General features: G+C 61.3%; 8 protein-coding genes. 5 read left to right on the top strand and 3 right to left on the bottom strand.

The window, feature by feature from the left end; genetic code table 11:
- Both P5W99_RS28355 and P5W99_RS28360 read left to right on the top strand, forming a co-directional pair.
- On the top strand, positions 1–3,720 hold the full coding sequence (locus P5W99_RS28355) for a type VI secretion system Vgr family protein (protein WP_434664545.1): 3,720 nt from the start codon (positions 1–3) through the stop codon (positions 3,718–3,720).
- Between the two features lie 2 nt (positions 3,721–3,722).
- Positions 3,723–4,910 (top strand): hypothetical protein, encoded by a 1,188-nt coding sequence (locus P5W99_RS28360; protein WP_421027182.1) that lies wholly within the window; start codon positions 3,723–3,725, stop codon positions 4,908–4,910.
- 249 nt (positions 4,911–5,159) lie between these two features.
- Here the strand turns inward: P5W99_RS28360 and P5W99_RS28365 are convergent, their stop codons facing one another.
- Complete coding sequence (locus tag P5W99_RS28365) at positions 5,160–6,302, bottom strand: porin (RefSeq protein WP_421027183.1); 1,143 nt, start codon at positions 6,300–6,302, stop codon at positions 5,160–5,162.
- Between the two features lie 239 nt (positions 6,303–6,541).
- On the opposite strand from P5W99_RS28365, the gene betI reads away from it, so the two are divergent.
- The 3 genes from betI to betA are packed head-to-tail and all read left to right on the top strand — an operon-like array spanning position 6,542 to position 10,441.
- Entirely contained in the window at positions 6,542–7,153 is a 612-nt protein-coding gene (betI, locus tag P5W99_RS28370) for a transcriptional regulator BetI (protein WP_434664547.1), read from the top strand.
- Positions 7,154–7,188: 35 nt separating this feature from the next.
- Complete coding sequence (gene betB / locus P5W99_RS28375) at positions 7,189–8,658, top strand: betaine-aldehyde dehydrogenase (RefSeq protein ID WP_434664549.1); 1,470 nt, start codon at positions 7,189–7,191, stop codon at positions 8,656–8,658.
- Positions 8,659–8,689: 31 nt separating this feature from the next.
- Complete coding sequence (gene betA / locus P5W99_RS28380; RefSeq protein ID WP_434664551.1) at positions 8,690–10,441, top strand: choline dehydrogenase; 1,752 nt, start codon at positions 8,690–8,692, stop codon at positions 10,439–10,441.
- Positions 10,442–10,531: 90 nt separating this feature from the next.
- Here betA and P5W99_RS28385 read toward each other — a convergent pair whose 3' ends face one another.
- Complete coding sequence (locus P5W99_RS28385; protein ID WP_421027187.1) at positions 10,532–11,086, bottom strand: type II toxin-antitoxin system RelE/ParE family toxin; 555 nt, start codon at positions 11,084–11,086, stop codon at positions 10,532–10,534.
- 231 nt (positions 11,087–11,317) lie between these two features.
- On the bottom strand, positions 11,318–12,964 hold the full coding sequence (locus P5W99_RS28390) for an APC family permease (protein WP_421027188.1): 1,647 nt from the start codon (positions 12,962–12,964) through the stop codon (positions 11,318–11,320).
- Positions 12,965–13,017 lie beyond the last annotated feature (53 nt).

Raw genomic sequence — 13,017 nt, forward strand, 5'->3', positions numbered from 1 at the left:
ATGTGGTTCCCCAGGAAGTACAACACCCCCGTACGCATGCACGGCCACGCATTGCCCGTACGGGAAATCACCCTGCAAAGGGGGAGACGGGAACAGGACTACAGTGAGGACGTCCTTCTGCCGCGACGCATTACAGGCCATGAAGCCATCGGGCAGCTTTTCGAATATCGCATCGAGGCGGTCAGATCCGTTCCCCACCCGGAGTGGTTTGCCACCGACGAATTCGAAGTCGATCTCGATGCCATCAAGGGCTCGGCCATCACGCTGACGTTCAAGGATGTTTTCACACGGACACGTGACTGGCGTGAGCCCCGTGACCGTGAACGCACGGGCCTGCGCGAAATCACCGGTATGGTCGCAGAGGCCGGAATTCTGGACATCGAAGGAAACGATGTCGTCTATGAATTCGTATTGCGCCCGCAATGGTGGTGCGCGACGCTGCGCAAGAACTCGCGCATCTTCATCCACACGGATATCACCAATATCCTCTGCACCATCCTTAAGTCGTACAGCCACGATATCGATTTTCGCTGCGGCGAGCACCCAACTCCCCGGCGCGATTTCATCCGGCAGGCATGGGAGACGGACTGGGACTTCTGCATGCGCCTGTGCGAGGAATTCGGCTATCTGATCTGGTTCGAACACCGTGAAGGCCGCCATTTCCTTGTCATTGCCGACAGTATCCGTGCCTGCAAGGCGCAGACCCCGCCCTACGCGACATTGTCTTACCGTCCCAAAGGCGGGCATCTCGACAGGGAATATGTCACGCATCTGTCCTGGCGCACGTCGGTTGCGCTTAACAGGGTCGTGGTCCACGACCACAGTTATATTTCGCCGCGACTGAGCGCGAACAGCGCGCCGTATCGCGAGCAGCACAGCATCAGGCATGGAGACGGACAAGAGTACGTCTTCGACTGTGAACGAATCGAATCCTACGAGCCGGCGGAGTACGCACAGCCGGAGACCACCCACTACCGCACAGAGCCGGTGGAAAGTCCGGGACCCCAGGAAGCGAAGGTTTGGCGCGGGGAAGCGCAGCATCTCGCCCGCGTGAAGCTCGAAGCCGCACGCTGCGGGCGCATGCGTGCGAAGGGCCGCGGCGCGCTGCGCGGCATCGAAGCCGGCAGGACGTTCACGTTGACGGATCACCCACACGCCGGAGCGAACGACACGTATTTCGTGCTGGATTGCCGGATCGATATCCGCAACACCCAGGGACTGTCGTCGAAGCTGGACGGCGCAGCAGCGAAGTATGAGTTTGAAGCGCAGTTCGAACTGCACCCGACGCGCGAGCCGTATCGCATGCCGCAGGTCACGCCGCGTCCACGCATCGACGGGTACGAACATGCGGTGATTGTCGGATGGGAACAGCATCCGATGACGGTCGATGCCTATAACCGTGTGCGCATCCAGTACGCGTGGGACCGCGAGGGCAACCATCACGGGAATACGTCCATCTGGGTGCGCCTCGCGCTGCCCTGGCAGGGGGACGGCATGGGCGTCGTCATGCACGGGCGGCCCGGTCAGGAAGTGCTGGTCGCGTACGTCAACGGCGATCCTGACCGCCCTGTCGTTGCGGCGTTCGTGCCGAATCAGGACAACATGCCGCCGTGGAAACTGCCGGATAATCGTGCGCTCACCGGCATCGTGAGCCGCACGCTCGGCAACGGCGGCGCATCAAACCATCTTGCACTGGACGACACGGACAATCGTCAGCAGGCGCAACTGGCATCGGATCATGGCAAGAGCAGCCTGAGTCTGGGCTATGTCACGCGCATCGCAGGCAATGAGGGGCGGCAAGACGCGCGCGGCGAAGGCTTCGAACTGCGCACGGACATGCGGGGCGCGGTGCGCGCAGGGTTGGGCCTGATTATCACAACCATCGCGAAGCTTGGCGCAGCGGGCAAGATACTGGACATGCGTGAGACCATCGCCCGCCTCACGCGTGCGCGCGACATTCACGAGCGCCTGGCGCAGCAGGCGCAGCGACATGGCGCGCAGGACGCTGGCAGCGATCAGTCCGGCGTGACTGCGAACATGCAGCGCGACAACGCCGAATTGCGCGGCAAGCCTTCGGTCAGCACGCGCCCGGGCGGGGACGATTTCCCCGAGTTCGAAGCGCCGCACCTGACGATTTCGAGCGGGGCGGGTATTCAGACAGCGGCGGCAGGCAGCACGCACATTGCGAGCGACGAAAACACCGCGCTCACCACGGGCGGGCATGTTTCCATCGCCACGGGCAAATCGTTCTTTGCATCGGTGCGAGAACAGATTGTGCTCTTCGCGCAGAAGGCGATTCGCCTGCATGCCGAATCCGATGAAATGACGTTGATAGCCGGAAAGGGCATCTCGGTCACCAGCGAAGAGGAGACCATTCATCTTGGAGCGGCCAAACGGATCATATTGACCGCAGGCGGCTCACGCCTGGAGATCGGCCCGGATGGAATTCGCGGCTACACGTCTGCGCAATTCCTCGTGCATGCCCAATCGCACGCAACCGATGGCCCCATGTCGGTCCCGTCACACACTGCGCCAATTGCCCCCTATCCGGTGCAGCTTTCGTGCAGCGCGTTGGCGGCTGTCATGCCTGCTGGAACCGGTCCAGGTGAAAACGCGGTGCAGGCATCGGCACCCGCGCCAACTCCAGCTCCAACTCCAGCACAGCAGCGTTCCGCTGGTGAACTCAAACCTGCCGGGGATGCACCGCCGGCATTCGATGGCGCCCTTGCCGGTGCGTCCGGGCAATCGTCCTCCGGTACTGCGCGAATCATTCCAGTCAACGCTGCCAGCGACGAACCGTGTGAGCACACATTGCAGAATATTCCCGTCTCTACCGTTACATGGGACATGGAGACCGGGAACTACTGGGGCCTGCTCGAAAACGGCCAGCCCTGGCTGGACGCGACTGGCGAACGAAAATTCGTTCAGCTTGCGGGCGCACGCGGGACGTTCGATATCGGCTTTGATCGGGCAACCAGAACTATCGCCATGAGGGTCATTGTGCTGGTGGTACCGATGCGTGTTCGCCAAGTCGACCCTGCCAATCCCAAAGCGGTTGAATATGTTCCCTATGAATCGGCGAGAGAGCACGACGACAATTTTTCAGCGACCTTCATCAAGGAACCACGCCCTGCGAAGGAGATCACAAACCTGTCGGCAATGAAGTCAACGATTGAGGCATTTCTCAATGCCAACAGCTACAAGCTGGCAATCAGGAATTGCCCGAAAGCCGGAGCCGCGAGTGATTGCAAGGCGCAGGTCGCGGTCAAATTCGAAATTGACTTCGTCACGAAGGCTGATGAGCGTCATCATGCACAGGTGAACCTCTATCCGAGTGCAAACCGCGCGGACTCGGGTAACTGGGGGGAGTTGAATGTACGACGCAACAAAACTAACACCGCATGGGAACCGATCCCGAACGAACACGTCCAGCAGCATGAGACTGGACACCTCTTTTCATTTCCCGATGAATATTTCGATCAAGGAGGGGCCGTTCACAAAAGCCACATTGACGCCAAGACCCAGACAGTCAAGTTCGCGGACGCTGTTGCGAGTGCCGACAAGAATACCTGGCAGGGCATTGGCCGAACAACGCTGATGGGTCCTGGCGTCTATACGCCAGGCGTAAAAGTTCCTTCGTACTATCTCAACCGCGTGAAGCACTGGTTTTCAACGCAGACAGGGTGGGACTGGGTCGTGGTTCCGCATATTCAGGCGTGAGCGTGAACAATTTATCTAAAGCATTAGTTCTCATTTCTCTTTTTTCAGTATGCGAGGGCACGATGGCAAAGGATGATCCTATTGGCTTCAGCAGAACCGGCAGCACCATGATCAATGCGATCAATTCAGTCGGATTGAAAGGTGACCGGCTAACCGCTGTCTTCAGGGGCGATACCATGAGCTACGGACCCAGTGTGCCAGGTATCGGCGTGTTCGAGGAGAAAATTTCGGACGCCGACCGCAGGACTATGTTCAGCATGCGAGACGCAATATGCGCGATGAAGAACATACCGGCCATGCGTCCTGGCAACCCCGGACTACTTTTGGCGAGCGTGACTTGCCCGGATGGTCGGCACATGCCTAACGTACTGGATATAACCACCCTGCCGCGAGACGTTAACCGCGCCGTACTCGGTCCAACGGGCGACCTGATCGAGAAGCTCTACAGAACAGGTACGCCTCTCGCAAGACTCGACGCCGCTGCGAAGTTTTCAATCGAGAACGGGAAACCACTATTCATCTTCGCGTTCAAGAACAGCGGCCTCTTCGAGAAGGTCGCCTTCAAGAGCCCGTCGACCTGGGAGGGTGAGTTCAATCCCATGTCGAAATCCTCGAATATATCGACTGGAGGTGCACCAGTAGATGGAAGTGCTGAAGAGTTCTCTGTGACGCTCGGAGCGAAAGAGTTTCTTAATGCCGCTGACTTCCCAGATGGCATCGTAGAAATTCCACCGGGAGAAACGCGTATTCTGAAATTCTCGGCTCAGCCAGACAACAGGATTCCGAAGGGGCAAATAGAGATCGGTGGCACGATAACGATCAAGGAAATACTCGCACCAAAGCTGCTGGAGGGCGCTGTGGAATTTCGCATACCCAATTCCATATCGAATATCACGGAAGCGTATCCCTCCACCCGGCAGGAAGTTGAGCAACTGGAAACCTACCGCCGCAAGCTGCTGTGGGACTCCGTGCACCCACCAGGCGCCACTGTGAGTGAGACGGCCTATTACCGTGGGTATGGCAGCTACCGCAAAGACGCCGAGCGGGACGACTACCCGCAACTTCTACGCAAGAACGAGAAGTTTCCGGAGCGCACCATGCGAAAGAGCGACGGCGTCAAGGTTCATGACGCAGGCCCAGTAAAGATCTGGCGGTGGGATGCATTTCCAAAGGCCGCGGACGCCCGATGACACTGTGAATCGAACGTATGGTCGAGCATCAACGCAGCACTCATTCTTCTCGCGTCTGCGTTTCATGCTCGGGTACCCATTCAAGAATGAAGCATCTGTTCGCCAACGATGCACGCGACCGCACGGCGTTGATCAACAACGCGACAACGCTTGAGTATGTCGCCAGGCCGGTGCGCTGCCACGAACAGCAACCGGGCTTTGCCACCTTGCCCCGTCGCTGGTTCGTGGAGCGCACCTTCGACGACGCGCTTAGAACGAATGCCGCATGCCGATGCGCACATCTGCCTGGTTCGTGCTCGACGACGGCGTGAAGCTGTAGCCGATCACGGCATCCACGCCCTGCGAAGCCTTGAGCCAGTCACCCGAAATGTAGACGTCGGTGCGCTTCGACAGCAAGTAATGCAACCCCGCCGAAATCATGTTCCAGTGATTGCCGTCGAAATGCGTGTACTGGTAGCCGCCGATCAGGTTCATGGCAGGCGTGACTTGCCAGTTCGCGCCGCCTTCGGCCACCTGCATGTGCTCGCTCTGCCCGAACGCCTTGATCTGCGTGTAAGTGAAGTCGCCGGATAGCGTGACCGGACCCACCACATAGCTCGCGCCCACGCCGAACGCACCCTGCTTGTCCACCGGGAACGGCGAGCTCGCATAGAGATCGGTGACGGCGCCCGTGGCCGGGTCCACGCTCACGGTAGGCCGGCCAAAGAACGTGTGCGTGCCGATCATCGCGTACGGATCGAATGCGTAAATACCGGACGGGTTGTTCAACTGGGTGTAAGCCGTACCCATGGAGAAATTGCCGTTCTGGTATTGCGCACCCACGCTCCATGCACTGCCTGTGTGGAATTCTCCCGGCGTATTGCTGAACGAATACATGCCGCCGAACTGGAAGCCGCCGTAGGTATTCGACGTGAACTTCACGGCGTTGGGCAGGTGGTCGCCGTTCATGCGGTCGAAGTCGCCCTGGTTGATGGCGTAGCCGCTCGCCCATGCGGAAATGTTGTACGTGTACACCATGTCCTGCGTCAGGTCGGACTGGTTGCCGAACGTGAGCGTGCCCCAATCGCTTTGCAGACCTACGTAGGCCTGGCGCCCGAACAGCGAGCCGCCGTTGGTGAGTTGGCCATTGCCCACGTGAAAGGCACTTTCCAGCGTGAAGATGGCTTTGAGGCCGCCACCCAGGTCTTCGGTACCCTTGATGCCCCAGCGATTCGCATACGAAATGCCGTCGTCGAACTTCACCTGGTGCGAGCCGCCCGCGTTGCTCACATAAGTCACGCCAGCATCGATGATCCCGTACATCGTCACGCTGCTCTGCGCATTGCTCTCGGTGGAGAGCGAGGCCACCGCGAGTGCGATGCCAGTCAATGCCGCCGCTTTTACTTTCTTCATGGTGTAGGTCTCTCTTGCCTTGCGATACGGTTGAAAGGCCGCACAAAGAAACGTGTCCAATGGCACGCCTTATGCGGATTGAGAGAACGTACAAATCCAAATCTCGCGCGACTTTCGTAGACACGACGCGTACTTGGGGAAATGCGCCGCCCCGCTATGACGCCGTTTTTATTGATTGATCGTTCAATAAAAAACGACTAGAGTGAGAATCTTCCCAGGACCCGCCCTGAAGAATCGCCATGCCCAAGATCGGAATGCGCGACGTGCGTCGCGCGCAACTCATTGATGCGACCCTGCAATCGATCGACCGGTCCGGACTGTCGGGCACGACGCTTGCCACGGTCGCGCAGCACGCGAATATTTCCACCGGGATCGTCAGTCACTATTTCGGCGGCAAGGACGGCCTGCTCGAGGCCACCATGCGCCATATCCTGCGCGATCTCTGGGAAGCCACCATGCGGCGCCGCACGGCGGCGAAAGACGAGCCGCGCGCGCGTTTGCGCGCCATCGTCGCCGCCAATTTCGACGTCTCGCAGGTGAACACACCGGTCATGAAGACCTGGCTCGCATTCTGGGCCGAGAGCATGCACCAGCCCGCGCTGCGCCGCCTGCAGCGCGTGAACACGCGGCGGCTCTATTCGAACCTGTGTGCAGAGTTCGAGAGGGTTCTGCCACGCGCGGCGTCGCGGCGCGCGGCCACCGGTCTGGCCGCCATGATCGACGGCCTGTGGCTGCGCGGCACCCTCACCGGCGAGCCGTTCGATACCAGGGCCGCCCTGCGGGTCGCCAACGAATACATCGATTTGATGCTCGAAAAGCGCGCCAAGGCGCGCTCGGGCAAGTCCGCCTGATCGCGCAAGCACTGGAAGTCACGGAGTTATCCATCATGTCTGTTTATCCGCTCGAACGCCTCTTCATCGACGGCGCATTCACCGACGCCAGCAGTGGCGAGACCTTCGAAACGCGCGACCCCGCCACCGGCGAAACGCTCGCGACGGTGCAGCAAGCCAGCCCCGCCGATATCGACCGCGCCGTGCAATCGGCGCGCGCCGGTCAGCGCGTTTGGGCCGCCATGACGGCCATGGAGCGCTCGCGCATCCTGCGCCGCGCGGTCGAGCTGCTGCGGGCGCGCAACAACGAACTCGCCGCGCTGGAAACGCGCGACACGGGCAAGCCAATCGCCGAAACGAGCGCCGTGGACATCGTCACGGGCGCCGATGTGATCGAGTATTATGCCGGGCTTGCCACCGCCATCGAAGGCCAGCAGATTCCGCTGCGCACCGATTCCTTCGTCTACACGCGCCGCGAGCCGCTGGGCGTCACAGCCGGCATTGGCGCATGGAATTACCCGATTCAGATCGCGTGCTGGAAGTCGGCCCCCGCGCTGGCCGCCGGCAATGCGATGATCTTCAAGCCGAGCGAAGTCACGCCGCTGTCTGCCTCGAAGCTCGCCGAAATCTATCTCGAAGCGGGCGTGCCGCCGGGCGTATTCAACGTCGTGCAAGGCGACTCGCGCGTGGGCGCGATGCTCAGCACGCATCCCGACATCGAGAAAATCTCGTTCACGGGTGGCGTGGAAACGGGCAAGAAAGTCATGGCAGCGGCGGGCGGATCGTCACTCAAGGAAGTGACGATGGAGCTCGGCGGCAAGTCGCCGTTGATCGTGTTCGAAGACGCCGATATCGATCGCGCCGCCGATATCGCGGTCACCGCCAACTTCTTCAGCTCAGGCCAGGTCTGCACCAATGGCACGCGCGTGTTCGTACATGCGTCCGTGCTGCCCGAATTCGAAAAGCGCGTGCTGGAGCGCGTGGCGCGCATTCGCGTGGGCCACCCCGGCGACCCCGCCACCAACTTCGGCCCGCTCGCGAGCGCCGGGCAGCTCGACAAGGTGCTCGGCTTTATCGAAAGCGGCAAGCGCGAAGGCGCACGGCTGCTCGCAGGCGGCGCGCGCCTCGTGGAAGGCGAATTCGCACGCGGCCAGTATGTGCAGCCGACCGTGTTCTCCGCCTGCCGCGACGACATGAAGATCGTGCGCGAGGAAATCTTCGGCCCGGTCATGAGCATTCTCTCGTTCACTGAGGAATCCGAAGTCATCGCACGCGCGAACGACACGATTTACGGTCTCGCCGCCGGTGTGGTCACCGAAAATCTGTCGCGCGCGCATCGCGTGATTCACCGCCTCGAAGCGGGCATCTGCTGGATCAACACCTGGGGCGAATCGCCCGCCGAAATGCCGGTGGGCGGCTACAAGCAATCGGGCGTGGGACGCGAGAACGGCATCACGACACTCGAACACTACACGCGCATCAAATCCGTTCAAGTCGAGCTGGGAACGTATCGTCCCGCTTTCTGAGCGAATTCGAGGGAATTGGAGGAGGCACGGCATGGCAGCGCAAGAGTACGACTACATCATCATCGGCGCGGGATCGGCGGGCAACGTACTCGCCACCCGCCTTACCGAGGACCGCGACGTCACGGTCCTGCTGCTGGAGGCGGGCGGCCCGGACTACCGCTTCGACTTCCGCACGCAGATGCCGGCCGCGCTCGCGTATCCGTTGCAGGGCCGCCGCTACAACTGGGCCTACGAGACCGACCCGGAGCCGTTCATGGATAACCGGCGCATGGAATGCGGGCGCGGCAAGGGGCTCGGTGGATCGTCGCTCATCAACGGCATGTGCTACATCCGCGGCAACGCGCTCGATTACGACGGCTGGGCCGAGCGCAAAGGGCTGGAAAACTGGAGCTATCTGGATTGCCTGCCCTACTTCCGCAAGGCGGAAACGCGCGACGTGGGCGCGAACGACTACCACGGCGGTGAAGGCCCCGTGCATGTGACGACCAGCAAGCCCGGCGTGAACCCGCTGTTCGAGGCGATGGTGGAAGCCGGCGTGCAGGCCGGCTACCCGCGCACCGACGACCTCAACGGCTACCGCCAGGAAGGCTTCGGGCCGATGGACCGCACCGTGACCGCCAAGGGCCGGCGCGCGAGCACCGCGCGCGGCTACCTGGACCAGGCCAAGCAGCGGCCCAACATCGACATCGTCACGCACGCGATCACCGACCGGATCCTGTTCAGCGGCAAGCGCGCGAACGGTGTGGTGTTTCTCGACGGCGGCGCACAAGTGACGCGCTACGCGCGCCGCGAGGTGCTGGTGTGCTCGGGCGCGATCGGCTCGCCGCAACTCTTGCAGCGCTCGGGGGTGGGCCCCGGCGCATGGCTGCGCGAACTCGGCATTCCCATCGTGCTCGATCTGCCCGGCGTGGGACAGAATCTTCAGGATCACCTGGAAATGTACATGCAGTACCAGTGCAAGGAGCCCGTCTCGCTCTACCCCGCACTGCTCAAGCGCAATCAGCCCGCCATCGGGCTCGAATGGCTGCTGCGCGGCACCGGCATGGGCGCGAGCAACCATTTCGAGGCAGGCGGCTTCATTCGCACGCGCGACGACGACCCGTGGCCCAACATCCAGTATCACTTCCTGCCCGTTGCGATCAATTACAACGGCAGCAATGCGATCAAGATGCACGGCTTTCAGGCGCACGTCGGCTCGATGCGCTCGCCGAGCCGTGGCCGCGTGAAACTGCGCTCGCGCGACCCGAACGAGCATCCGTCGATTCTCTTTAACTACATGTCCGAAGCGCTCGACTGGCGCGAGTTCCGCGACGCGATTCGCATCACGCGCGAGATCATCGCGCAGCCCGCGCTCGATCGCTACCGTGGCCGCGAGTTGAACCCCGGCGCGGAGCTCAAGACCGACGCGCAGATCGACGCCTTCGTGCGCAACCGCGCCGAGACGGCGTTTCACCCGTCGTGCTCGTGCGCGATGGGCTATGACGACATGGCGGTGGTCGATGCGGAAGGCCGCGTGCACGGCATCGATGGGCTGCGCGTGGTGGATGCGTCAATCATGCCGCGCATTACCACCGGCAATTTGAACGCTCCGACGATCATGCTTGCCGAAAAGATTGCTGATCGGATTCGCGGTCGTAATCCGCTGGCGCGGTCGACGGCACCGTATTACGTGGCCAATGGCGCGCCGGCACGCGGCGGGGATTTGCCGCTGCGTCCGGCGGGCGGAACGGGAATGAAAACGGCGCCGGGCGGGAACAAGCGGAAGACGCACGCAGTATCGTAAGTTGTTCAGTCCATCGGATACCTGAATAACCAGGTATGCGTTGCGGGCCGGAATCGAAGCGCGAAGCGCGGAGATTCTGGCCCGCTAGCTTTATACGAGTGAGATCCGCAGGATCTTTCCGCATGCCGCTGCGTACTTGCGCAGCGTCGCCAGCGACGGCGAATGCTTTTCGCTCGCGAGGGACGACTCGAGACGGGATACCGCCGATGTCGTCGTACCCATGCGCTCGGCAACCTGCGCCTGCATAAGACCCGCCTCCTTGCGGGCCGTGAGCAGCGCGTCAAGCGCCGTGAATTCTTTTGCCAATGCCTCGTACGCAGCCTTGAACCCGGGGTCGCGCATCATCCGGTCAGTGTCGGCTTTTGTGTGCGGTACAGGGTTGTATTTATCTTCGAGTTCGCGCTGCACCCTCGCCTTAGCCAATTCAGCAGCGGGTGTTTCCTGTGTCTTCTTGACGAATGAATGCAGGATGACGATGCACTCGCCCACTTGTGTGCAATAGAAAACGCGCCCGATGCCTTCATGACCGCGTGGACGAAGTTCAAACAGTCCACTTCCCATGGCACGTGCATGCGGCATCCGCAGGTCGGCGCCAAATTTCTCCATGACGCCGAGCAGCCGCACGTAGCCAGCGCGAATACACATGCCGGTGCCCGGGTATTAGCAAATTTGTGAAATTAGAGCAAATTTGCCCGAAGCCAGCATTCGGGGCCATGAGGACGCGCAAGAGAACGGTAGATGCCAGATCGCAGGAGAAGGGTTAGCCACCTGATGGTTGCGGCAGCACACAAAAACAAAACAGCGCCACGCGGCACCGAAACTCCCGATGCCCACGTGACGCCGCAAAACCAGCCACTGGAGATTAAAACCGCCCTGCTAAACCTTCGACGCGAAATAATGTGAAACCGCAATCGTCAACGCTGCGCCAATCAACGCGGCATAAGGCAACATATCGCGCCACTTGCTGCGTGCCGGAATCTGCACCTCCATATCGAGCGCGCTGCCCACCGGAAAATGGCCGCGATCCTGCCAGTAATGGCGATACGCAAACACCGGCACGATCAGCAGCATCGCAATCAAGCCATCGCGCAGGGTATTCTCGCCTTGCAGATTCGCACCCGCGCCAACGAACACGAGATTCGCGTAGCCGCAAAGCGCGCCCAGCGCCAAGAGCCACGTCGGGCAGCGGAACGGACGGTCCCATGCTGGACGATCCATGCGATGAATCCAGCCCGATTGCAGGTTAAGAAACACAAACAGCATGTAGCAGACGTTCGAGATGGACAGTACCGTCATGTAGTCGGACATCGCCAGCAGCACGAGGTTGAAGCCCAGATCCGTCCACATCGCAGCAGTCGGCGCGCCGTGCTCGTTCACGCGCGAGAGGTAGCGCGGCAGCCAGCCGTCCACCGATGCCTGATAAAGCGTGCGCGAGGATCCCATCATCGAAGTCATCACGATCAGCAGGATCGAGAGCATCAGCATCACGACCACCGCGTTGCCGACCCATGCGCCGCCGCCCACGATGGACGCCATCGCCATGCCCACGCCGGTGCCGTCACCAATGCGCGGATCGAGCATGGCCTGCATGCCCAGCGAGCCCTGAAAAGCGAGCGGCACGAGCGTCATCACCACGAGGCACAGTGCGCCCGACCAGAAAATCGCACGCGCGGTGTCGCGGCGCGGATCGCGGAATTCACGCGTGTAGCACACGGCGGTCTCGAAGCCGTACGAGGCCCAGCCGGCCATGAACATGGCGCCCAGCGCCATCACCACGCCCTGGCCATTCCATGCGCCAAACACCGAGGCGGTCAGATTGCCGTGCGCGTCGTGGCCGAGCGGCAGCAGCGGAAAGAGATGCGTGGCGGGCACGTCGCCGGTCACGAACGGCACGAGGCCCACGATCAGCAGCGGTGTAAGTGAGGCAATGCCCAGAATCTTCTGCGTTTTTGCGGCTTTCGACGCGCCGCTATGCTGAAGCCGGAACGTGATGAGCAGGAACGCCGCCGCAATCAGAAAAGTCGCGTTGATGCGCAGCGTGAGGCCGGGCTTGATGAAGTCCAGGTTCGCGAGCGTCCAGCGCCATTGCAGAATGGCCGCGTCGGGAGCGAACAGCGTGGATAGCGCGTAATTCGCGGCGAGGCCGCAGCCGAGTGCGAGCATGGGCGACCAGGCGAGCCAGTTGCACCACACCGAAACCGGCGCAATCATCTTGCTGTAGCGTACCCAGCCAATCGCGCCGTACACCGACGCGCCGCCCGATTTATGCGGGAACAGGCCGGAAATCTCGGCATACGTGGCGCTTTGCACGAGGCCCATCGTGATCGATGCGATCCAGATGGCCCAGGCCGGCTGGCCTATCGTCGCGCATACGCCGCCGATCGTGAAAAGCACTCCGGCCGGTACGCCGCTCGTGACCCAAAATGCGTCTTTCCAGGTGAGGCCGCGCTGCAACGCGTGGCTGTGTTCGCTCCGTGCGCCAACTTCGTCGGCACTCCGCGCACGTATTCCCGCTTGCTCCATCCAATTCCTCCTGAGGTCTTACGCTAACTAAACAAAATTGCCGCGCCAATTGG

The sequence above is a fragment of the Paraburkholderia sp. A3BS-1L genome, assembly GCF_051125215.1.
In the GTDB taxonomy this organism is placed as follows: domain Bacteria; phylum Pseudomonadota; class Gammaproteobacteria; order Burkholderiales; family Burkholderiaceae; genus Paraburkholderia.